The sequence below is a fragment of the Actinokineospora terrae genome, from assembly GCF_900111175.1.
Classification (GTDB): Bacteria; Actinomycetota; Actinomycetes; order Mycobacteriales; family Pseudonocardiaceae; genus Actinokineospora; species Actinokineospora terrae.
In genome coordinates this window covers 258379-279695 of the sequence record NZ_FOGI01000001.1, presented here as the reverse complement: position 1 = coordinate 279695, position 21317 = coordinate 258379, and the positions used below count along the sequence as shown (strand labels likewise).

Annotated in this window: 21 protein-coding genes and 1 pseudogene; 19 read left to right on the top strand and 3 right to left on the bottom strand. The window is 71.6% G+C overall.

Annotated features, from left to right (window positions below; translation table 11 throughout):
• The first annotated feature begins 222 nt into the window (after positions 1-222).
• From BMY07_RS01155 to BMY07_RS01150, 3 genes are all read left to right on the top strand, one after another.
• Positions 223-2805 carry a winged helix-turn-helix domain-containing protein gene (locus BMY07_RS01155; protein ID WP_092774500.1) on the top strand — a complete coding sequence of 861 codons (2583 nt, stop codon included), beginning with the start codon at positions 223-225 and terminating at the stop codon, positions 2803-2805.
• A gap of 37 nt (positions 2806-2842) precedes the next feature.
• The gene (locus BMY07_RS34035) at positions 2843-3007 is read left to right on the top strand and encodes a hypothetical protein (protein WP_177215371.1); all 165 of its coding nucleotides are present in this window, start codon (positions 2843-2845) and stop codon (positions 3005-3007) included.
• Positions 3008-3087: 80 nt separating this feature from the next.
• Positions 3088-3492, top strand: coding sequence for a DUF7144 family membrane protein (locus BMY07_RS01150; protein ID WP_092774499.1), 405 nt, complete (start codon positions 3088-3090; stop codon positions 3490-3492).
• A gap of 41 nt (positions 3493-3533) precedes the next feature.
• On the opposite strand, the gene BMY07_RS01145 is transcribed toward BMY07_RS01150, so the two are convergent.
• Complete coding sequence (locus tag BMY07_RS01145; protein ID WP_092774498.1) at positions 3534-3881, bottom strand: DUF1801 domain-containing protein; 348 nt, start codon at positions 3879-3881, stop codon at positions 3534-3536.
• 213 nt (positions 3882-4094) lie between these two features.
• Here BMY07_RS01145 and BMY07_RS01140 point away from each other — a divergent pair, with 213 nt between their 5' ends.
• The 3 genes from BMY07_RS01140 (at position 4095) to BMY07_RS01130 (ending at position 7217) form a co-directional block, all read left to right on the top strand.
• On the top strand, positions 4095-4712 hold the full coding sequence (locus tag BMY07_RS01140; RefSeq protein ID WP_245782119.1) for a hypothetical protein: 618 nt from the start codon (positions 4095-4097) through the stop codon (positions 4710-4712).
• 645 nt (positions 4713-5357) lie between these two features.
• Positions 5358-6158 carry an MHYT domain-containing protein gene (locus tag BMY07_RS01135; RefSeq protein ID WP_092774497.1) on the top strand — a complete coding sequence of 267 codons (801 nt, stop codon included), beginning with the start codon at positions 5358-5360 and terminating at the stop codon, positions 6156-6158.
• Positions 6159-6260: 102 nt separating this feature from the next.
• Positions 6261-7217: a hypothetical protein gene (locus tag BMY07_RS01130; protein ID WP_143073294.1), complete on the top strand. Its 957-nt coding sequence runs from the start codon at positions 6261-6263 to the stop codon at positions 7215-7217.
• A 21-nt stretch (positions 7218-7238) separates the two neighbouring features.
• Here BMY07_RS01130 and BMY07_RS01125 read toward each other — a convergent pair whose 3' ends face one another.
• Entirely contained in the window at positions 7239-7658 is a 420-nt protein-coding gene (locus BMY07_RS01125; protein ID WP_092774495.1) for a hypothetical protein, read from the bottom strand.
• 295 nt (positions 7659-7953) lie between these two features.
• Here BMY07_RS01125 and BMY07_RS01120 point away from each other — a divergent pair, with 295 nt between their 5' ends.
• The 5 genes and pseudogenes from BMY07_RS01120 to BMY07_RS01100 form a co-directional block, all read left to right on the top strand.
• A complete protein-coding gene (locus BMY07_RS01120; RefSeq protein WP_092774494.1) occupies positions 7954-9234 on the top strand; it encodes an extracellular solute-binding protein in 1281 nt (426 codons plus the stop codon).
• Positions 9231-10118 (top strand): carbohydrate ABC transporter permease, encoded by an 888-nt coding sequence (locus BMY07_RS01115; protein ID WP_092774493.1) that lies wholly within the window; start codon positions 9231-9233, stop codon positions 10116-10118. The genes BMY07_RS01120 and BMY07_RS01115 overlap by 4 nt, the downstream gene beginning before the upstream one ends.
• Positions 10115-10954: a carbohydrate ABC transporter permease gene (locus BMY07_RS01110; RefSeq protein ID WP_092774492.1), complete on the top strand. Its 840-nt coding sequence runs from the start codon at positions 10115-10117 to the stop codon at positions 10952-10954. The genes BMY07_RS01115 and BMY07_RS01110 overlap by 4 nt, the downstream gene beginning before the upstream one ends.
• A 148-nt stretch (positions 10955-11102) precedes the next feature.
• Positions 11103-11858 carry an iron-containing redox enzyme family protein gene (locus tag BMY07_RS01105; protein ID WP_092774491.1) on the top strand — a complete coding sequence of 252 codons (756 nt, stop codon included), beginning with the start codon at positions 11103-11105 and terminating at the stop codon, positions 11856-11858.
• A 295-nt stretch (positions 11859-12153) separates the two neighbouring features.
• Positions 12154-12993 (top strand): annotated as a pseudogene (locus tag BMY07_RS01100) (LysR family transcriptional regulator); the annotation flags it as partial.
• Positions 12994-13176: 183 nt separating this feature from the next.
• Here the strand turns inward: BMY07_RS01100 and BMY07_RS36120 are convergent.
• Entirely contained in the window at positions 13177-14034 is an 858-nt protein-coding gene (locus BMY07_RS36120; protein WP_092774489.1) for an EamA family transporter, read from the bottom strand.
• 123 nt (positions 14035-14157) lie between these two features.
• Here BMY07_RS36120 and BMY07_RS01090 point away from each other — a divergent pair, with 123 nt between their 5' ends.
• The 8 genes from BMY07_RS01090 (at position 14158) to BMY07_RS01055 (ending at position 21240) form a co-directional block, all read left to right on the top strand.
• Positions 14158-14700 (top strand): CGNR zinc finger domain-containing protein, encoded by a 543-nt coding sequence (locus BMY07_RS01090; protein WP_092774488.1) that lies wholly within the window; start codon positions 14158-14160, stop codon positions 14698-14700.
• A gap of 104 nt (positions 14701-14804) precedes the next feature.
• Positions 14805-15185 (top strand): hypothetical protein, encoded by a 381-nt coding sequence (locus tag BMY07_RS01085; protein ID WP_092774487.1) that lies wholly within the window; start codon positions 14805-14807, stop codon positions 15183-15185.
• 206 nt (positions 15186-15391) lie between these two features.
• Positions 15392-16588, top strand: a complete 1197-nt coding sequence (locus tag BMY07_RS01080; protein ID WP_092774486.1) for an LLM class flavin-dependent oxidoreductase — start codon at positions 15392-15394, stop codon at positions 16586-16588.
• 13 nt (positions 16589-16601) lie between these two features.
• Positions 16602-17945, top strand: a complete 1344-nt coding sequence (locus BMY07_RS01075) for an NtaA/DmoA family FMN-dependent monooxygenase (protein ID WP_092774485.1) — start codon at positions 16602-16604, stop codon at positions 17943-17945.
• The gene (locus BMY07_RS01070; protein WP_092774484.1) at positions 17942-18985 is read left to right on the top strand and encodes an LLM class flavin-dependent oxidoreductase; all 1044 of its coding nucleotides are present in this window, start codon (positions 17942-17944) and stop codon (positions 18983-18985) included. Before BMY07_RS01075 ends, BMY07_RS01070 begins: the two co-directional genes overlap by 4 nt.
• 50 nt (positions 18986-19035) lie before the next feature.
• Entirely contained in the window at positions 19036-19698 is a 663-nt protein-coding gene (locus BMY07_RS01065) for a peptidylprolyl isomerase (protein WP_092774483.1), read from the top strand.
• A 203-nt stretch (positions 19699-19901) separates the two neighbouring features.
• Positions 19902-20492 (top strand): nucleotidyl cyclase domain-containing protein, encoded by a 591-nt coding sequence (locus BMY07_RS01060; protein ID WP_092774482.1) that lies wholly within the window; start codon positions 19902-19904, stop codon positions 20490-20492.
• A 157-nt stretch (positions 20493-20649) separates the two neighbouring features.
• A complete protein-coding gene (locus BMY07_RS01055; RefSeq protein ID WP_092774481.1) occupies positions 20650-21240 on the top strand; it encodes a TetR/AcrR family transcriptional regulator in 591 nt (196 codons plus the stop codon).
• Positions 21241-21317 lie beyond the last annotated feature (77 nt).

Below are 21317 nucleotides of genomic sequence, written 5' to 3'. Positions count from 1 at the left end.
CGGTCGAGGTACGAGGCGTGAATCACAGAGTGAGCGCCGCGGGCACCGAATCGGGACGGACAAACCGATCCGAGCGGACACGATCTTGGTCTTTCGCCCGTCGGAGGTGACGCCGGTCATTCAGTCGTACCGCTCTACTCGCCGAAAAGAAGATATCGGCCCCGCTATTCGCGACGGATAACCCGGGGTCGGGCGAAACAGCGAACAGGAGTGCGACAACCGATGTCCGAGCACGACCAGATCCTCGTCATCGACGACCACCGGGCCGTCCCAGCCGGGAAAGTGCGCGTCCCGACCACCTCAGCCGCGGGCCCGTGGCGGGACCGGCTGGCCGCGGTGCTGGAGCGCAACGTCCGCGCGGCCTGCACGCCGCCGCCGGTGACCGTGGTGCACGGGCCCGCCGGGTCCGGCAAGACCACCGCGCTCGCGGCGTGGGCGAGCGCGGCGACCGACCCGGTGCGGTGGGCGACGCTCGACCAGCGCGACAACGAGCCCGCGCTGCTGTGGGCGACCATCCACGCCGCGCTCGGCGTGCCCAGCCAGACGACCTGCGGGGGCGACCACATCGGCGACCTGGTGCGCGCGGTGGCCGCGCTGTCGGACCCGGTGTTCCTGGTCCTCGACGACGTGCACGAGCTGCGCGAACCCGCTGTCGTGCAGGCGATGGCCACGCTCATCCGGCACACACCGGACAACCTGCGGCTGGTGCTCGCGGGCCGCGTCCCGCCGGTGCACCTGTCCCGGCTGAGCCTGGAGGGCCGGTTGCGGGAGGTCGACGGCCACCAGCTGGCGATGACCGGGCCGGAGGCGGCGGCGCTGCTGGCCGAGCACGCCGCCGGGTTGAGCCAGGAGCACGTCGAGCCGCTGCTGGCGCGGACCCAGGGCTGGGTGGCCGGTACCCGACTGGCCGCGCGGTGGCTGGCGGGCGAGGACCGGGACCTGGCCGGGTTCCCCGCGGAGGACCCGTTCGCGACCGCCTACATCGCCGAGGAGGTGCTGGGCGCCCACCCCCCGCACACGCGGCAGTTCCTGCTGTCGACGAGCGTGTGCGACCGGGTGAGCGCGGAGCTGGCCACGGCACTGTCCGGGCTGCGGCACGCGGGGACGGTGCTGCCCGGGCTGGTGCGGACGAACTCGATGGTGGTGCGGTGCGACGACGTCCCCGGTGAGTGGTACCGCTACCACCCGCTGCTGCGCGACCACCTGCGGGCCGAGCTGGCCAGGACCAGGCCCGGCGCGCCGCAACGGTTGCACCGCACGGCGGCCCGGTGGTTCCGCGACGACGGCGATCTCGCCGCCGCCCTGCGGCACGCCGAGCTGGCCCAGGACTCCGACCTAGCCACGGAGCTGGTCGAGTCGGACGGGGTCAAGGCGGTGACCCGGGGGCAGGGCGCGAGCCTCGCCGCCGTGGTGGCGACGCTGCCCGAGGAGCGGTTGGCAAAGCCCCGGATGGCGGTGATCGCGGCACTGGCGGCGTTGGAGATCCCGGACCCGCTCGCGGCGGACAGATTCCTGTCCCGGATAGACGGCACCGACGCGACACCGTGGCCGGACGAGGATCGCGCGCTGCACGACACTGTCCAATCACGACGCTCGCACCTCGACGCGACGCGCGTACCGCGGCAGTCGAGGGCGAAGCCGACCGGTGACACGCACATCGACGTGTTGTCGCGCCACGCCCGCGGCGTGTCGGCGTTGTGGGCCGGGGACCTGGAGGCGGCCGAGTCCGAGCTGAGCCGGGTCGAGCAGACGTGCTTGCGCGACGACCTGCCGTGGTTGGCGTTGCGGGCGAAGGCGCACTTCGCGGTAGCCGCGGCGATGCGGTCAGACCTGCCGGAGATGGAACGGCGGGCGCGGCGGGCGTTGCACCTGGCGAACACGCGCGGGTGGCAGCTGAGCTGGCCGTGCTCGGTGGTCTATGTCGTGCTCGGCGCGTACGCCTACCAGCAGGGCGACACCGCCGAGGCCAAGCGGTTGGCGGCGCTGGCGGTCCAGACAGCGCCCGCGCACCAGGAGCCGACGATCGCGTTGGCCTCGCACAGCCTGACCGCGTTCGTCGAGTTCGAGGGCTCGGACGACCCGCACGCGGTGGTGCGGACAGCCGCGCGACACTGGCACCGGCTGGGCGGGAAGCGGGTCTGCCCCCGGGTGTCGGCCCTGCTGCTGCCCACGCTCGTGCGGATGGCGCTGCGGGTCGGTGAACCCGGTCGCGCGGTCGAGTTGGTCGACAGTGGACATTCCGCATTGGAGGGTCGAGCGGAACTGTCGGTGCTGCACGCGATCCTGCACGCCCACCACGGTCGGGTCAGCCAGGCACGCAGGCTGCTGGTGCCGGTGTTGGCGGGGACGATGCCCCCGCTGGTCGCCACCACGACCATCGACGCCTGGCTGCTGGAGGCGACCCTGGTCGACCGGGCGGAGAACCCGCACCGGGCGCACGAGGCGCTGGCGAAGGCGTTGCGGGTAGCCGAACCCCTCAGCGCGGTGCGGCCGTTCCTCACCGCGCGCCGGTCGGTGCGGGACCTGCTCGCCGAGGGGGCGGGCCGGTTCGGCCGACTGGACGGCTTCGCCGTGCGCACGCTGTCGGCGCTGCCCGCGGCCGCGTCGACCACGGACCCGTTGACCACCAGGGAACTGGAGCTGCTGCTGGAACTGCCGTCGATGCGCACGGTGGACGAGATCGCCGAGTCGATGTTCGTCTCGGCGAACACGGTCAAGACGCACCTGCGCGGCATCTACCGCAAACTCGGCGTCCGCCAGCGGCGCGACGCGGTCGTGGTGGCCAGGCGGCAGGGCCTGCTGTGAGGGACCTCTTTGTCCACAGAGGAGCTAGGGAGGCATCGTGAGGGTTCGCGGGAAGGCGTTGATGTCGGTGTTGTTCGTGCTGGTGGTGCTGGCGGCGCAGAAGCGGTCGGCACGACCGGACGACCCACCGGACCCGGTGGCGAGCGTGGTGCTCGGCGCGTTCGAGGTGTGGCAGTGGGGTGGGCGGCTGCTGACGCGGTAGCCGCTCACCGGGATCGGGCGATGCGCGGGCGGCGCGGGCGGCGAAGAGTCCACGGTGACACGACGAATCGGAGGTAGTCGATGAACACACCGGCACACCAGACCACCCGGCCGACCGGCTGGACGGGCTGGATCCTCTTCGCCGCGATCGTGATGGTCCTGGTCGGGCTGTTCACCATCGTCTACGGCCTGGTCGCCCTGCTGCACGGCGACTACTACACCGCCACCCCCGGCGGCCTGCTCGTGTTCGACCTGACCGGCTGGGGGTGGACGCACCTGGTGATCGGCACCGTCGCCGCCGCCGCGGGTATCGCCCTGCTGACCGGCGCGGTGTGGGCCAGGGTCGTCGCGGTGCTGCTCGCGGGGATCAACGCGCTGTCGCAGATCGCGTTCCTGCCCGCGTCCCCGGCCTGGTCGATGATCGCGGTCGCGCTGGACGTCCTGGTGATCTGGGCGGTGGTCGTGCACGGCAGGGAACTGGCCTGAGCCTGAGGTGAACGCCCGGCGGTCCCGGGCGTTTCCTCATCTCAGCCCTCGAGGTCGCGGGCCTGCCGCACCCAGTCGGCCACCCGCGCGGCATCGACATCGGCGAGCGCGGTGAGCTTGACCGAGGCCATGGTCCGGGACCCGGGCTCCAGGCTTTCACGGTCGGCGAGCTCCTGGCCGCGCCAGAGGCCGAAGGTGACGTGGCGCGGGTGGGCCTTGACCAGACAGACCGGCTGCTTGCCCGGCGCGGGGCCCAGGCTCCACACGGGTGCCCCGTGCCAGACGGCGCCCTTGCCGGGCAGGACGGACTCGATCACCGCGGCGAGGGCGTCGGCGATCTCCTTCTGGTGCGCGGGCAGAGCGGCGTTGTACTCGGAGACGGTGGTCATGGTGGGGGTTGCTCTCCAGTGATCGGGTGTGACCGCCTGCCCCGGGCTGTCAGAGCGGTCGAGGTCATCTCGGGGTGGTCTCCCGGTGGGTGCTTGCCCGGACGTCGGCTGGGGGATGTGACAGGGAACGCGGGGCGGCGGGAAATGGTGGTGAGCGAGATTGTGGATGAGTCGACGTATTCTCCGGGTTGGGCTGTGTGCTAATTTCCGGGAATGCGCTCATCGGGTTTCGGCAAGGTATTCGCCGCCTTTGTGCTGGCGGGGTCAGTGCTCGGTTCGGGAACGGTCGCGGTGGCCGAGAGCGGATTGTCGGCGCGGCACGGGTGCGAGTGCGCGACCCCGTCGATCGACCGGTACCAGCAGTGGCTCGCCTCCGGCGAGGGGACGACGGTGCCCGCCACCGGCAACCTGCTCGTGCGCGACGGCCGCCAGTACACCGCGAAGGTCACCTTCCTCAACGCCGAGTGGCACGTCGTGGTCCTGTGGCTGGCCAACCAGTTCGAGGCCCAGGCGGACCTGTCGCGCTCCAAGGGCTTCTGGCTGACCTACAGCGCCACCGCCGACCTGCACGTCCAACTCCGCCCGGCCTCGGCGTGGAGCGGCGGCGACAAATGGCTCACCCTCATTCCGTCGACCGGCGGCACAGTGGTGCGCAAGTTCTTCAGCCTGTCCCCCGACAATTGGACATGGCTCCCCGAACTGGGCAAACCCACCCACCCGTTCAGCACCGCCACAAAGGAAGCCCGCGGCCTCGTCTTCGTCGGCAAGACCGCCAACACCCTCACCTTCCACGGCCTCACCGTCGACGGCTACCGCCCCCCGTGCCGCTGACCGCCCCACCCGTCGCCTCGTAATCCGCCCCACCCCGCCGCCCCACCCCACCGCGCCCGGCACCGCCTAGCCCTGCCCCACCGCATTGCGCTCCACCACGCCGCGCCCCGCTCTACCGCGCCCCGCCGCGCCCCGCCTAGCTCCGCCCCACCGCACCGCGCCCCGCCTCGCGCGCACGCCAGTCCTTCCCCAGCCCCCACCCACTCCGGGGGGCGTCCCGGTGCCAGTCTATCGGGGGGCACCGACAGTCGATCTTGGAATGGGGCGTTGGAGATCCACATGTGGATAACTTCTGTCGCTGGAACGGGTGAATATCTCGGCGGGTAGCGACAGGAAACGCCTGGTCAGGGGCCTGGAGGCGCGGTCGGGGTGGTGGCGCGGGGGCAAGTCGTGCGGAGGTAGATCGACAAGTCGCCCGCCTGTCCGAATCGCGTCCACAGTGGACAGGCGGCCCGCGACGGCCACGAGCAGATCGGGTGACGGTCCGTGGTCGGCCGAGTGCCGGGGTGCGGGATTCTGTGGATATACCCCCTGGTCCGAGGGGTCCACAAGAGACAGTGAGCATGAGTCATCTCTCACGTCGGGGAATTGGAGTGGTGGGGGTGGGCGTGGTCTGCTCGCCGGGACTCCTCGACCGTCGAACGGATGACCATGGACCACGTGCACCACTTCTCGGCGGGCGCGGTGACCCCGGCGTTGTCGTACCTCATCTCGTGCCTGGGCTGTGCGCTCGGGCTGATGAGCATGCAGCGGGCCAGGGCGCACAGCGGGTGGTCGCGGCGGGCGTGGTTGGCGCTGGGGGCGGTGTCGATCGGCGGCACCGGGATCTGGGTCATGCACTTCGTCGCCATGATGGGCTTCGCGGTGGACGGGACCGAGATCCGCTACGACCTGTTCCGCACCGTGATCAGCCTGGTGCTGGCTGTGGGCATCGTGGCGATCGGGCTCAGCGCGGTGGTCAACGGGCACGCCGGGTGGGCACGGCTTGTCGGGGCGGGAACCATCACCGGCATCGGTGTCGCGTCCATGCACTACGTGGGCATCTCGGCCATGCGGATGAGCGCGTCGGTCACCTACACCGTCGCGTTGCTCGTGCTGTCCATCGTGATCGCGGTCGTCGCGGCGACGGCGGCGCTGTGGGCGACGCTCAACGTGCGGGGCATCGCGGCGACCGCGGCGGCGGCGCTGATCATGGGAGTGGCCGTCAACGGCATGCACTACACCGGCATGGCCGCCATGGAGGTCACCACCCCGACCGGCCGCACCGGCACCGTCACGGGCCTCGACGCGTACGCCTTCTTCGGCCCGCTGGCCATGGTCCTCGGCGTCCTCACGGCGCTGTCCCTGCTCGCGGTCGGCATCGGCTCCACCGAGAAGGAGATCGAGGAAGACCTCTGGGCCGAGCAGCAGCTCCGCACCCTGCTCGGCGACCGCGCCGACAACTGACCACGACCGGGGCACGCACCCGACACGCCGACGCGGACCGCGCGGCCCCGGCCGGGGCGCGGAGTAGTCTCTGCGGCTCAAGGCGAGCGGGTGGAGGTGCCGGTGACCGAGGTGCGGTGGCCGGACGTGGCGGTTCCGGTGGGCGACCAGGAGGTCCGGCTGGCGACCGAGGCGCTGCGGGCGGGGCAGAGCTGGGCCGTGCAGTTCACCGCGGCCGCGTTGAACGAACGGCTTGAGGACCTGTACCGGCGTGGTTGGTGCAACCAGGCCGTCGCCAGGGCTGTCGTGTTCCGGCCGGACAACACCCGCTACGGGCAACCCCCCACCTCGGCTCAGGACACCGCGCGGCGGTGGTCGGCGTGGTCCTCTCCCCCGGTCATCGGCCACGAGCTGGGGATCGCCCTGGCCGCGCAGTTCCGCCGCGACAGCGAGCACACCGTCCGCGACGACTGGGGGAACAAGACCATCCCCACCGATCCGGTGCAGGTGTTCCGGGCCGCGCGGTGGATGCGGTTCACCTGCGGGTGGTCCACCTTCGGCGCGCTGAAGTCGCTGGTCGTGGTGCTGGCGCCGTGGTTCGCGGCGGGGTGGTGCCCGGCGGCGATCGTGTGGGCGGTGGAGAACCGGCCCAAGGGCACCAAGTACCCGGCGACGGCGGAGAACATCGAGCAGATCCGGTCGCGGCTCTCGGCGTGGGAGAGCAGGCGGGACTCGCCGCCGATCGCGGGGGCCACCTGGGAGCGGACCGTCACCCAGCGCCGGGAGCGGGCCAGGCGCGAGTCGTCGGCCTCCGGGGACACGGTGCAGCGCTGGCGGGGCACCCGGCAGGTGCACGACGAGCGCTGGAAGTACCGGCGCACCGTGCACGCCAAGCGCGAGGCGGACCAGCGCACCCAGCAGGTCATGGAGGCGCTGCACCCCGACCCGCGGCGCATGGTCGGCACCGACACCCGGTCGACCTACCGGGCCAACCCCGAACTCTGCCGCTGCAAGCGGTACGAGCGGCTACCCGGCCAACCGCTGTGCGTCGCCTGCCTCAACGAACGGCGCGGCCGGTAGGTCAAGCGGACGCCCTGGCCGCTATGCGTACTTGGCCGTCAGGTCGGTGAAGAAGGCTTCGGCCAATGCGAGGAACCCCGCTTCCCGCACCTCGATCCGGTCCCCCGGCGCGTACCCCAGCACGGTCGACAACGGGTCCCACTTGATGCCCTTGTCGACGCGCAGCACCCCGTCATCGGCGAGGACAGAGGCGCTGATCAGCCGGACCTCGTTGAGCGGGTTGCCGTCCTTGTTCTCCTTGCCGCGCAACCGGTGGACGAACGAGGTCTCCAGGACGTGCACCAGGTTGGTGAAGAACACCGGCTCGAACGCGGCCACCGCGGCGGTGAACTCGGGCCCGTCGCCGGTGGCGGTCATCGCGCGGTAGGCCGACACGTGGTCGGCGACCCTGGCGCGGCAGGTGTCGATGTACTCCTGGCTGTAGGTGCTCACCGCGAGCATGCGGCTTCCTCCGGGGTCCGGACCACAACGCCGATGGGACAACCCATCCCGGGGACGGCGGACGCCCGGCGCGGGTGGGTGCCCTGGACGCGGTGGGTGGTCCGCGCGGGGGCCTGGTCGCCGGGATCACCGGGCGGACCGCGCTCCATCGTGCCACGCCGGGGCGCCCGGTGAGCATTCACACGAATGGTCCAGACCTTGCCATGCTCCGGCATCCCTCTTACGATCGCCGACACGTTGCTCTCCATGAAACGGAAATTGCGTCAAGCGCAACAACCGGGGACGGGGTCGAGAGATGCGCAAGGTATTAGCCGGACTGGCCGCGCTGGTCGTGGCCGCGGGGTGCGCGCCGGTGCAGTCGGGCCCGGCCGCCTCGGACACCGACGAGAAGTCCGGGCAGCTGCGGGTGTGGCTGTTCGACGAGGTCAACCGCTCGGCCAAGGAGAAGGTGATCCAGGAGGCGGTCGCCGAGTTCCAGGGCGGGCACGCGGGCGTCAGCGTGGACGTGCAGTACATCCAGGTGCAGTCGCGGGCCGAGCGGTTCAAGGCGGCGTTCAGCGACCCGGCCAGCGCGCCGGACGTGGCCGAGTTCGGCAACACCGACCTCGCGGGCTACGTCGCCGCGGGCGGGTTCGCCGACATCACCGCCGACGTGGCGGCCTGGGACGAGGGCAAGGACCTGGTGCCCGCGGTGCTCGACACGGCCGAGGTGAACGGCAAGGTGCACGGGATCCCCTGGTACGTCGGGGTTCGCGCGCTGTACTACCGGACCGACGTGTTCACCGAGCTCGGCGTCCAGCCACCGTCCACTCTGGACGAGATCGCCCCGCTCGCCCGCCGGATCCGGGCCGCGAGGCCCGAGCTGCTCGGCATCTCCGTCGGCGGCAAGTACGTCTACGGCGCGCTGCCGTTCGTGTGGGCCAACGGCGGTGACATCGCGACCAACAACGGTGACAAGTTCGCCGCCGCGATCGACTCGCCGCAGGCCAAGGCCGGTATCGCGAAGTACACCGAGCTGCTGCGCGACGACATCTGCCCGCCGGCCCAGTGCGCGGGCAACGGTGGTGACGCCAGCGTGGAGAACTTCCGCGCAGGCAAGGCGGCGATGACCATCGGCGGCGACTTCAACCGCAAGTCGGTCGACGCGAGCGCGGCGGCGGGCAAGTACGGGGTGGTTCCGCTGCCGGGCAAGGACCCCGGCTCGGTCGCGCCCGCGTTCTCCGGCGGCAACCTGCTCGGCGTGCTGTCTGGCACCAAGCGCAAGACGCTGGCGACGGAGTTCACCAGGCTGTTGGCGGGCAAGCAGTACCAGCGCAAGATGTACGACGCAATGGGCAACCTGCCCACCTTCGCCGACGTGCAGCGCGCGGTCGCCGATGCCGACCCCTTCCTCAAGCCGTTCACCACCACGCTCGAGTCCGGAACCCGGTTCGTGCCGGTCACCCCGAGCTGGGCCAAGATCGACGCGCAGGCCGTGCTGCCGACCATGCTCCAGGAGATCGTCAGCGGCGGCAAGGACGTCGACACCGCCACCAGGACCGCCGCCGACGCGATGAACGCGGCGTTCTCGTCGTGACCACCGCCCGCGGGCAGGGCAGGGCGGCGCTGGCGTACCTCAGCCCCGCCCTGCTCGTGCTCGTCGCGCTGCTCGGCTACCCGGTGTACCAGCTCGTGGTGATCTCGTTCTTCGACTACGGGCAGGAACAGGTCAGCGGTGGCGCGCCGCTGGAGTTCCTCGGGCTGGGCAACTACTCGACACTGCTGGGCAGCGCGAAGTTCTGGTCCGTGCTCGGGCAGACGGTCGGGTTCGCCGCGGTGTGCGTCTCCGGGACGCTGGTGGTCGGCGCCGTGCTCGCGGTGCTGTCCACCAGGATCCGGCCGTGGGCGCGGACCTGCCTGTTCCTGGCCGCGCTCGGCGCGTGGGCCACGCCCGCGGTGGCGGGGTCGACGATCTGGCTGTTCCTGTTCGACGCGAACTTCGGTCTGGTCAACAGCCTGCTCGGGCTCGACGGGTTCTCCTGGACCTACGGCAAGTGGACGGCGTTCGGGCTGGTGGCCGCCGAGGTCATCTGGTGCTCGTTCCCGTTCGTCATGATCACCCTCTACGCCGGGATCCGCGCCATCCCGACCGAGGTGCTGGAGGCGGCGGCCCTCGACGGCGCGTCCGGGTGGCGCACGGCGCGGTCGGTGATGCTGCCGCTGCTGCGGCCATTGCTGATCGTGGTGACCATCCAGTCGATCATCTGGGACTTCAAGGTGTTCACCCAGGTGTACGTGATGACCGGGGGCGGCGGCATCGCCGGGCGCAACCTGGTGCTCAACGTCTACGCCTACCAGGAGGCGTTCGCGGCGTCGGAGTACGGGCTCGGCGCGGCGATCGGCGTCGTGACGACCCTGATCCTCCTTGCCATCACGGTGTTCTACCTGCGCGCGCTGCGCCGGTCCGGGGAGGTCCTGTGAAGGCGAGCCGCTCGCTGGCCGAGGCGGTGGCCGTCGTCGCCGCCGGGGTGGTGGCGTTCCCGTTGTTCTGGATGGTGTTGACCGCGGTCAAACCGCGCGGCGAGGTGATCTCCACCGAGCCGCGGCCGTGGACGACGCGGCCCACCCTGGACAGTTTCGTGCGGGCGCTGACCGTGCAGGACTTCGGCCGCTATTTCCTCAACAGCGTGGTCGTGGCGGTCGCGGTGGTGGCGTTGAGCATGCTGGTGGCGTTCCTCGCCGCCGCCGCGCTCACCCGGCTGCGCTTCCGCGGCCGCACGACCATGTTGGTCATGCTGCTGGTCGTGCAAATGGTGCCGGTGGAAGCGCTGACCGTTCCGTTGTTCTTCCTCATGCGCTCGGTGGGGCAATCGGTTCCCGCGTTCGGGTTGAACCACCTGGGTTCGCTCGTGCTGGTGCACCTGGCGTTCAGCCTGCCGTTCGCGATCTGGATGCTGCGCGGTTTCGTCGCGGCGGTGCCGGTGGAGTTGGAGGAGGCGGCGACCCTCGACGGCGCCGGCCGGTTCCGGTTCCTCTGGGGGGTGCTGTTCCCGCTGGTGGCGCCCGGTCTGGTGGCCACCAGCGTGCTGTCTTTCATCCACGCCTGGAACGACTTCCTGTTCGCCAAGACGTTCATCATCTCCGCCGCCGACAACCAGACGCTCCCGCTGGCGCTGCAGGTGTTCGTCAAGCCCGACGACAACGACTGGGGCGCCATCATGGCCGGTTCCACGCTGATGACGATCCCGGTCCTCGTATTCTTCGTTTTGGTCCAGCGCAGGCTCGTCTCCGGGCTCGCCGGTTCGGTGAAGGGGTGAGGGCGGTGAAGGGCTGACCGGCGCCGATAGCGGAATGGAATAATGGTCATCAGGCAATGCGACTGGACTGCCGGAGCGGGCCGTGGATACGGTCGCCGGGCACGGGCGCCATTCGGGCGCCGCGACGAGCGAAGGGGATCCTCCTCCGATGACGCTGGTCCACCAACCCACGGCCGACCGCGCCGCGCGCATCGCCGCCACCGTCGCCGACATCGACACCTCGGCGGCCATCGACAACGACTTCTACCGGCTGTGGATGGGCGGCCCGCTGCCCTACTCGGCGGTAGCCGTGTTCGCCAGGGAATACCTGGCGCGCACGAGGTTCACCGCGGTGATGGTCGCGCTGTCGGTGCTCAACACCACCGATCTCGCCGCACGGGTGGAATGCGTGAAGAACCTGTACTCCGAGTACGGCAACGGCAACGCGGAGAAGGCGCACCTGGTGCTGCTGGAGAACTTCCTCGCCGACCTGCTCTCCCGGCTGGCGGGCCGCGAGGTCAGCACCGGGGAGCTGACCCTGGAGGAGCCGCTGCCGAGCACGACGGCGTTCAGCGCCGGGCAGCGGGAACTGTTCTCCGCCACCGACCAGCGGGTGGTGCAGGGCGCCCTGCTCGCACAGGAGCACCTGGCGTTCGCGATGCTGACCCGGCTCTACGAGGGCGTGCGCAACTACAAGCCCCTGTGGCCGCGCGAGGACGACTTCCACGAGGCGTGCGAGTACTTCTACGTCCACATCGGCGAGGCGGAGAAGGAGCACAAGCGCGAGGCGGTGGTCTCCGCGGCGGCGGTGTCGCGCACCGAGGCCGACTTCGCGGTAGTGCTGCGCGCCTACGACACCTTCGTCACCCTCACCGCCGACTACTGGCGCGGGGTGCACCAGGCGGTCACCGCCGCGGCCGCCTGAGCGCCCCCGCACATTCTCGGGTGACCTAAAGCACTATTTCTTCGGATAACTGGGAACACCGCCGGAAAAAGGTCCGAATACACCCGGCGGTAGCCGGCAAAATGCCAGGTCACGCCTCGTGCGGGTTAGACTGCCCAGTGCGAAACAATCCGGCGATCAACGGATGTGGTCACCCGATCGGCGGTAGCCGCGTGGAGTTCCGCGTCGATATTTTAAGCCTCGACCCGCCCTTTTCGGTGGTGACACCCAGACAGGGTGGACTGATCAGCGCGAACACGCCGACTTCGGGTGTGGCATGCCCATTGCGGTGAGCGAACGCCGAGGCGGTGCGGTGGTGGTGAGCGACCGGTTCCCCGGTACCGAGAAGGTGCGGTCCTTCCTGGTGCTGGCCGACGAGTTGCACTTCGGCCGCGCCGCGCGGTACCTGCACCTGAGCCAGCCCGCGCTGAGCCAGCAGATCGCGGCGTTCGAGCGGGAGATCGGGCTGCGGCTGTTCCACCGCAGCACCAGGCAGGTGCGGCTCACCGAGGCGGGCAGGGACCTGCTCGCGGTCGCCACCTCCGCGATCTCGGTGCTGGACACCGGGTTGGCCGACGTGCGCAGGCGCGCGGGGGCGGGCAGGCCGCAGGTGCGCATCGGCCACGTCGGCTGGGGCACCGGGCAGGTGATCGCCAGGGCGGCGCGGGTGTTGGCGCCGGAACCGGTGCAGCTGGTGCCGACGTACACGAACTTCGGCAACCAGCTCAACCAGTTGCGGCACGGCCAGGTCGACACCGCGCTGCTGTGGCGGCCGTACTTGCCCAAGTCCCACGGTGACGTCGAGGAGGCCACCGCGGCCGTGGTGCCCACCTGCCTGGTCGTGCCGTGGGACCACGCGCTGGCGGGCCGCTCGTCGGTGGTGGTGGCCGAGGTCGGCGCGGAGCGGCTGATCCGCATCGGGGTCGAGGACGCCTTCCCGGTGGCCGGGATGCGGTTCGTCGAGCACACCGCCGACTACGCGGTGGACACCCTGGCCGCGGTCGCCGCCGGGGTCGGTCTCGCGCTGTGCCCGCGGTTGGCCGAGTGGGACTCGGTGCACCGGGACCTGCGGTTCATCCCTATCGAGGGCGCGGAGTCCGAACTCGTGGTCGCGTGGCGCTCGACGACCGACACCGCGGATGGTTCCGCTGTGCACCGGGCGGTGCGCGGCCTGTGCCAGGCGGGGCGGGAGACCGCGGCGATGCTGCCGCACCACTCCGGTACCGCGCACCCCGTCGGGGCGCACCCGGTGCCGGGGCACCCCGGGTCGGTGCAGCTGCCCAGCGCGCCCGCGGACGGGTCAGCCGGTCTCCTCGACGCGCGGCGCGGTGAGCACGCTCGCGGCCCCCGCCAGCACGACCGCGCCCACCCCGCACCACTGCGGCGGGGAGAGGTCCTGCCCGAGCAGCACCAGGCCCGCGAGCGCGCTCACCGCCGGTGACAGCGCCAGCAGCACGCTGAACGACGACGTGCGCAGCTTGCGCAGCGACGCCATGTCGCACAGGTACGGCACGGCCGAGGACAGCACCGCCACCGCGGCCGCGAGCCCGAGCACCCCGACGTCGCCGAAGCCGGGGAAGGTGCCCACCGCGAACGGCGCGGCCACCACGGTTCCCACCAGCAGCGCCACGAACAGCCCGGACGCGCCGTCGAACAGGTCGCCGACCGCGCGGGTCAGCACGATGTAGCCCGCCCGGCAGCCCGCGGCGAGCAGCCCGAGCGCGAGCCCGGTGCCGCTGACCTCCCCCACGCCCGCGATCAGCACCACCCCGGCGGCGGCGACCATCGACCACAGCAGGTCGGCGGCCTGCCTGGCCGAGACGAGGCCGACCAGGAACGGCCCGAGGAACTCGATGGTGGTGGCCAGCCCGAGTCCCAAGTGGACGACGGCGCCGAAGTAGGCGGTGTTCATCACCGCGATCACCACGCCGAGCGCGGTGGCCAGCAGCAGCGAGCGGCGGTCGGCGACGCGCGGGCGGGGCCGCAGCAGCAGGCCGACCACCGCGCAGGCCAGCGCGACCCTGGCGAAGGCGGCGCCGACGATGCCGACGTGCGCCATCAGGCCCACCGCGACGGCGGCGCCCACCTGCAGGCTGAGCATCTGCACGGCCACCAGCACCAGCGGGTTGGCCGCGCCCGGGGTCGGCGCCCGGCTCATCCCCGGCGCCCCCCGGCGCGCGGGGCCGACCGGCGTGGGGCGCTCGGCGCAACGGGCAAGGCCGGGAGGTCGGCACCGGGTTGGTCATTGCCAAACACACCGGGAGTGTGGAGTAATGGCAATATGCGCTTCAACACTTATGGCGGAGCGGCCGCGGCGATGGCCGCGGACCTGGTCAACCTCGGCCGGGGCGGCACCTTCGACCGCGAGCAGGTGGCCGCCGTCATCCACCGCCACGCCCCCACCCTCCCCGAACCCGCGGGCCCCGAGGCCGCGCGGATCATGCAGTGGACCCAGCAGCTGGACGCCGCCTTCGGCGAGATGTCCCAGCAGCGCCGGGTCGACGTGATCAACGCGCTGCTGCAGCAGGCGGCCAGCCGACCGATGATCTCCACCCACGACAACCAGCCACCGCACCTGCACTACCACGGCGAGGGCGAGGGCGTGGTCAACCGCGTCCGCGCGGTCACCGCGACCGGGCTCGCCTACGTGCTCTGCGACGAGGGCGGGCACCGCCTCGGCCGCTGCGCCGACGACCGCTGCGCGGTGGTGTTCATCGACATCTCCAAGGGCGGCAACCGGCAGTTCTGCACCACCAGGTGCGCCAACCGGGTCAACGCGGTCCGGCACCGGGCCAGGCAGCGGGCGATGGCGATGGCGGGCTGACCCCGCGGCGCCCGGCGGCGGCCCCATCCGCGCCCGGCCGTACACTTCGGACAGTCTTGAGTGCTGGTTGTCCGGACCACGCACGGCTCGGGGAGGGGCTTCGGATGGGGTTGTTCGGCCGGGAGCGCAAGTTCGGGCGACACGCGGGTGAACGGCAGCCGAACACCGGTGCGGCAAGGGTTTCGGTCGCGGGCGCGCAAGCGGCGCTGAGCGCGTCGGCGTCGCTGCCCGCCACCGCCCAGCACCTGCTGGCCATGGGCGCGCAGGCGACCAGGGCCCGGGTCGAGTCGGTCACCGCCACCGGGCACGTGGTCGACAGCGACCCGGTGGTCGACCTGCTGGTACGGCTGGAGGCCGGGCCGCGGCGACCGGTGCCGCTGCGCACCGTGGTGCCCAGGATCACCGTGCCGCGCCAGGGTGAGGCCGTGCTGCTGGTGGCCGACCCGAACACCGGCGCCTACCTGTACGCCGGTCTCTCGCTGTAGCACTTCCTCCCGCCCCCTCGTCCCCGCCCGGCACCGTTGCCGACTCGGCGGGGCCGGGTCGGCACTCGCGCCGCCTGCGCGGGGTGGCGCACTGGCGGTTTATTCCCGGCCCAGGTCGGATTCCCACCCCGTGGCCGTCCCTGCCCCGGTGCGCTCGTGCGGCGCACAATCCGGTTCGGGACGATCACGAGGGAAGGGAGCCGCCGGTGACAACCGGACCACATCTGGCGGTGGCGTTGGACGGCGCGGGCTGGCACCCCGCGGCGTGGCGGGCGGCGGACGCCCGTCCCGGCGAGTTGCTCACCGCGGGGTACTGGGTCGACCTGGTGCGCGCGGCGGAGGCGGCGCGGCTGGACTTCGTCACCATCGAGGACACGCTCGGGCCCAGGACCGACGCGTTCAACCCGGGCGGGGACGGCACCGACCGGGTCGTCGGGCACCTGGACGCGGTGCTGGTCGCGGCCAGGGTGGCGCCGCTGACCTCGGGGATCGGCATCGTGCCGACCGCGGTGGTCACCCACACCGAGCCGTTCCACCTGTCCAAGGCGATCGCCACCCTCGACTACGTCAGCTCCGGCCGCGCCGGGGTGCGGGTGCGGGTCGCTTGGACGGAGGAGGAGAACCGGCTCTTCGGCAGGCGCGAGATCGGCGCGGTCGACCTCGACGACGCCCACGACGGCGACCTGGTCAGCCCGGTGTCGGAGCTGTTCGACGAGACCGCGGACTACGTCGAGGTGCTGCGGCGGCTGTGGGACAGCTGGGAGGACGACGCGGAGATCCGCGACGCGGCGACCGGCCGGTTCGTCGACCGCGACAAGCTGCACTACATCGACTTCGAGGGCAAGTGGTTCTCGGTCAAGGGGCCGTCGATCACGCCGCGGCCGCCGCAGGGGCAGCCGGTGGTGACCTCGTTGGCGCACGCGGTGATCCCGTACCGGCTGGCCGCGCGCTCGGCCGACGTCGTCTACATCACGCCGAACGACCGCGCCGAGGCCGCCGAGACGCTGGCCGTGGTGCGCCAGGAGCAGGCGAACGCCGGTCGGGAAAGCGAGACGCTGCACGTGTTCGGCGACCTGGTGGTGTTCCTCGGTGAGACGGCCGCGGCGGCCAGGGAGCACAAGGCGCGGCTCGACGACCTCGCGGGCGCCGAGTACGCCTCGGACACCCGGATCTTCGTCGGCACCCCCGCCGAGCTGGCCGACGACCTGCTCGACCAGCACGCCGCCGGGCTCTCCGGTTTCCGGCTGCGGCCCGCGGCGCTGCCGCACGACCTGACCGCGATCACCGGTGGACTCGTGCCGGAGCTGCGGTCGAGGGGCGCGTTCCGCTCCGAGTACGAGGCCAAGACCCTGCGCGGGTTGCTGGGGCTGGGCAGGCCCGCCAACCGCTACGCGGCAGTCTGAGGAGGACGAGCAGATGAGCAAGCCGGTCAAGCAGATCCACCTCGCCGCGCACTTCCCCGGGGTGAACAACACGACGGTGTGGAGCGACCCGGAGGCGGGCAGCCACATCGAGTTCGAGTCCTTCGTGCGGCTGGCGCAGACCGCGGAGCGGGCCAAGTTCGACTTCTTCTTCCTCGCCGAGGGCCTGCGGTTGCGCGAGCAGGGCGGCGAGATCTACGACCTGGACGTGGTCGGGCGGCCGGACACGTTCACCGTGCTGGCCGCGCTGGCCGCGGTGACCGAGCGGCTCGGGCTGGCCGGGACGATCAACTCGACGTTCAACGAGCCCTACGAGGTGGCCCGCCAGTTCGCCTCGCTCGACCACCTCTCGGCCGGTCGGGCCGCGTGGAACGTGGTGACCTCCTGGGACGCGTTCACCGGCGAGAACTTCCGCCGCGGCGGGTTCCTGCCGCAGGACGAGCGCTACACCCGGGCGCAGACGTTCCTGGACACCGCGCTGGAGCTGTTCGACAGCTGGCGCGGCGACGAGATCGCCGCCGACGCCGCCACCGGGGTGTACCTGCGGGACGCGGCGGCGGGGTCGTTCCAGCACAAGGACGACCACTTCGACATCTCGGGCCGGTTCTCCGTGCCGCGGTCGCCGCAGGGCAGGCCGGTGGTGCTGCAGGCCGGTGACTCCGACGGTGGCCGCGAGTTCGCCGCCGCCTCGGCCGACGCGATCTTCAGCAGGCACGGCACGCTGGAGGCGGGGCAGGCGTTCTACGCGGACGTGAAGGGGCGGCTGGCCAAGTACGGGCGGCGGCACGACCAGCTGGTGGTGCTGCCCGCGGCGACCTTCGTGCTCGGCGACACCGACGCCGACGCCCAGGAGCGGGCCGTGGTGGTGCGCCGCCAGCAGGTCAGCGGGCAGACCGCGATCAAGCTGCTCGAACAGCTGTGGAACGCCGACCTGTCCGGCTACGACCCGGACGGGCCGCTGCCGGACTTCGACCCGGTCGTCGGCGAGAACACCATCGCCAAGGGCCGGGCGAGCGTGCGGATGCACCGCGACCCGGTGGCCACCGCACGCGAGTACCGGGCGCTGGCCGAGGCGAAGAACCTCTCCATCCGGGACGTGATCATCCAGGTCGGCGGGCGGCAGACGTTCATCGGCTCGGCGGCCACCATCGCGGCGCGGATCAACGAGCTGGTGCAGGCCGACGCGAGCGACGGGTTCATCCTGGTGCCGCACGTGACCCCGGGCGGGCTCGACGAGTTCGCCGACACGGTCGTGCCGCTATTGCAGGAGTGGGGCGTGTTCCGCGAGGAGTACACCGGGACGACGCTGCGCGAGCACCTGGGACTGGACCCGCTGTGAAGTTCCTGCTGATCACGCTGATCACCTACACCGCGGACCCGGTCACCGGCATCCAGCTCAGCGCGCGCGACCGGTTCCGCGAGGTCGTCGACACCGCGGTGCTGGCCGAGGAACTGGGGTTCGACGGCTACGGCGTCGGCGAGCGGCACGAGCGGCCGTTCATCTCGTCGTCGCCGCCGGTGGTGCTGAGCACCATCGCCGCCCGCACGTCCCGGATCCGGCTGTTCACCGCGGTCACGACGTTGAGCTTGCTGGACCCGGTGCGCGCCTACGAGGACTACGCGACGCTGGACAACCTGTCCGACGGCAGGCTTGAGCTGATCATCGGCAAGGGCAACGGGAGCGCGCAGCGCGAGCTGTTCCACGTCACGCCCGAGGACCAGTGGGACCGCAACGCCGAGGGCTACGAGCTGTTCCGGCGGCTGTGGCGCGAGGACAAGGTCACCTGGTCCGGTCGGTTCCGGCCGGACCTGGTCGACGCCGAGGTGTGGCCGAAGCCGTTGCAGCAGCCGATCCGGGTGTGGCACGGCAGCGCGACCAGCCGCGACTCGGTCGACCTGGCCGCGAGGTGGGGCGACCCGCTGTTCTCGGCGAACGTGACCAACCCGATCGAACCGTACGCGGAGCTGATCTCGTACTACCGGGAGCGGTGGGCGCACTACGGCCACAACCCGGCGAAGGCGATCGTCGGCGCGGGCACGGCCGGGTTCTACGTGGCGCCGACCTCGCAAGAGGCGCTGGCGGTGTACCGGCCGGTGTTCGAGGCCAGGCAGAACCTCCAGCTGCGACTGGGGTTGGAGCCGGTGTTCACGACGCTGGAGGACTTCGTCGAGCGCAGTTCGGCGCTGGTGGGCTCGCCGGAGCAGGTCGTGGACAAGGTCGGGCGGTACCACGAGCGGTTCGGGCACCAGGTCTTGCACATCAGCGCGGACCGCGACGGGCTGACCCCCGCGCAGCACCGGGCCACGCTGGAGCTGTTCCAGTCCGAGGTCGCGCCGGTGCTGTCCAAGGCGATCCCGGACCCGCACTGGCTCGGCTGAACCGTTTCCGAGACCGGGCAGGGGTTGCGCCGGCCGCTAGCGTGCGGGGCATGAAGCGAATCCTGGTTGTCGCTGCCCTGGCGCTGGCGGCCACGACCCTGCCCGCCGTCCCCGCCCTCGCCTCCCCCGCCCTCGCCGGTGGGACCGTGAAGTGCCAGTTCACCCCCACCCCGGAGAACCCGGCCGCCCGTCCCGTGACCGTGCCCAAGGCGCGGGTCAAGGCCCACGGCGACGTCGAGGTCACCATCCGCACCAACTACGGCCGCATCGATCTGCTGCTGGACCGGGACAACGCGCCCTGCGCCGTGCAGAACCTGGTGCACCTGGCGAAAGCCGACTTCTACGACGACTCGCAGTGCTTCCGGCTGACCAACAGCGCCCGCCTCGGCGTCCTGCAGTGCGGTGACATCTACCGCGCCGAGGAAGGCGGCCCCGGCTACAAGTTCCCGGACGAGGTCACCGGCAAGGAGACCTACCCGCGCGGGACGATCGCGATGGGCAACCAGGGGCCCGGCACCAACGGCAGCGAGTGGTTCATCGTCCACTCCGTGGCCAACATCAGTCCCGTATACACCGTATTGGGTCACGTGACCCGGGGCATCGAGGTGCTGGACCGGATCGTGGCGGCCGGGATCACGCCGGACGGGGCCACTGACGGGGCGCCGAAGCGGCCGGTGCGCATCTACGACGTGCGCGTCGGACGCGACTGCTGAGCCCGCGTCGGACGCGGCTGCTGAGCCCGATTCAGGTGGTGACGAGCCCGGCTCGGCGGTGGCCGGGCCGGGTCGCGCCTGGCTGACGTGCGTGTCGCCCGGAGGGGCCGGTCATCCGACCGGCCCCTTTTCTTGGGTTCCTCTCAGGGAGATCGCCGCGCCGCCCGCCACGTCCCGGTCAGCATCGGTGGTGTGGAGGGAGAGTGGTCGACGTGGTCGAGCGGGTGCGGCCGGAGCACCGGTCCATCGTGGTCGTGGACATGGTGGGGTCGTCGCGGTGGGGGAACCTGGCCCAGTTCCAGGCGCGGGCGGCGCTGCAGCGGCTGGTCCGGCGGGCGTTCCGCCGGGCCGGGGTGGCCTGGTGGCGGCTGGCGGTCGAGGACCGCGGCGACGGGATGATCATCCTGGTGCCGCCGTCGGTGTCCAAGGTGGACCTGCTGGACCCGCTGGTCCCGGCGCTGGTCGCCGGGTTGCGCGCGCACAACGCCGGGGCGGGGCCGCGGATCCGGCTGCGGGTGGCGGTGCACTCGGGCGAGGTGCTGCGGGCCAGGACCGGGTGGGTGAGCGCGGACGTGAACCTGGCCTGCCGGTTGGTGGCCGGTGAGCCGCTGTACCGGGAGTTGGCGCGCACCGGCGCGGACCTGGTGCTGGTGGTGTCCGAACGGGTGCACGACGGCGTGGTGCGGCACGGGTACCGGGGCATCGACCCGGCCGCGTACGCACCGGTGCGGATCGTGGTGAAGGAGGCCGATGTGGCCGCCAGGGTCACCGTCCCGGCGGCTTGCGGCGGGTGAGCGGTTCGTGCGTCCCCGGTCGTGGACGTTCCCAGTGGACGGATCCACCCCCCGGTCGGCGGAAAAGCGTCGCGAGTCCCCCGGATGTGTGCGCACATCCCACCTGTTGACCGTTACACTACCGCGACTGATCGGCCGACACACCCGAAGGAGCACGATGCCCAAGGTCATCGACCACGACGAGCGTCGCGCGCACATCGTGGAGGTGACCTGGGGCCTGATCATGCGGGGCGGCCTGGAAGCCGCCACGATGCGCGAGATCGCCGAGGCCGCCGGGTTCGCCAACGGGGCGCTCAAGCGGTACTTCCCCAGCAAGGACGTGCTGGTGGAGGCCACCTTCGAGCGGGCGCTGACGATGGTGGACACCCAGGTGGACGTCTCGGAGGGCCAGTCGGGGCTCGAGGCGCTGCGCGCGCTGTGCAGCGTGACCATGCCGCTGGACACCAAGCGGGTGACCGCGGGGCGAGTCCTGCTCGCGTTCTGGGAGATGTCGCTGTCGAACAAGCGGCTGCACGACCGCTACCTGGTGCACCTCAAGGCGTGGCGCGGGCTGCTCACCGACCACATCCGCCGGGCCCGCGCCGAGGGCGACATCCGCACCCCGGTCCCGGACGCGCAGTTGGTCGACGAGTTGGTGCTGCTGCACGCGGGCGCGAACGTGATGAGCCTGGTCGGTGCCCGCTACTCGACGCGCAAGCTGCAGAAGGCCCACCTGGAGGCCTTCTTCGACCGGATCACCAGCGCCTAGGCCGGGGACCGGGTGGGGGACCTGTTCGACAGGCAAGTCCCCCACCCGCCCGCGCGTCGCCGCGCGGTACCACGGTC

What these genes read in the sequence shown, in the direction of transcription:
- BMY07_RS01155 (WP_092774500.1), top strand. Translation starts at nt 223, where the DNA reads ATGTCCGAGCACGACCAGATCCTCGTCATCGACGACCACCGGGCCGTC.
- BMY07_RS01150 (WP_092774499.1), top strand. Translation starts at nt 3,088, where the DNA reads ATGAACACACCGGCACACCAGACCACCCGGCCGACCGGCTGGACGGGC.
- BMY07_RS01145 (WP_092774498.1), bottom strand. Translation starts at nt 3,881, where the DNA reads ATGACCACCGTCTCCGAGTACAACGCCGCTCTGCCCGCGCACCAGAAG.
- BMY07_RS01140 (WP_245782119.1), top strand. Translation starts at nt 4,095, where the DNA reads ATGCGCTCATCGGGTTTCGGCAAGGTATTCGCCGCCTTTGTGCTGGCG.
- BMY07_RS01135 (WP_092774497.1), top strand. Translation starts at nt 5,358, where the DNA reads ATGACCATGGACCACGTGCACCACTTCTCGGCGGGCGCGGTGACCCCG.
- BMY07_RS01125 (WP_092774495.1), bottom strand. Translation starts at nt 7,658, where the DNA reads ATGCTCGCGGTGAGCACCTACAGCCAGGAGTACATCGACACCTGCCGC.
- BMY07_RS01120 (WP_092774494.1), top strand. Translation starts at nt 7,954, where the DNA reads ATGCGCAAGGTATTAGCCGGACTGGCCGCGCTGGTCGTGGCCGCGGGG.
- BMY07_RS01105 (WP_092774491.1), top strand. Translation starts at nt 11,103, where the DNA reads ATGACGCTGGTCCACCAACCCACGGCCGACCGCGCCGCGCGCATCGCC.
- BMY07_RS36120 (WP_092774489.1), bottom strand. Translation starts at nt 14,034, where the DNA reads ATGAGCCGGGCGCCGACCCCGGGCGCGGCCAACCCGCTGGTGCTGGTG.
- BMY07_RS01090 (WP_092774488.1), top strand. Translation starts at nt 14,158, where the DNA reads ATGCGCTTCAACACTTATGGCGGAGCGGCCGCGGCGATGGCCGCGGAC.
- BMY07_RS01085 (WP_092774487.1), top strand. Translation starts at nt 14,805, where the DNA reads ATGGGGTTGTTCGGCCGGGAGCGCAAGTTCGGGCGACACGCGGGTGAA.
- BMY07_RS01075 (WP_092774485.1), top strand. Translation starts at nt 16,602, where the DNA reads ATGAGCAAGCCGGTCAAGCAGATCCACCTCGCCGCGCACTTCCCCGGG.
- BMY07_RS01065 (WP_092774483.1), top strand. Translation starts at nt 19,036, where the DNA reads ATGAAGCGAATCCTGGTTGTCGCTGCCCTGGCGCTGGCGGCCACGACC.
- BMY07_RS01055 (WP_092774481.1), top strand. Translation starts at nt 20,650, where the DNA reads ATGCCCAAGGTCATCGACCACGACGAGCGTCGCGCGCACATCGTGGAG.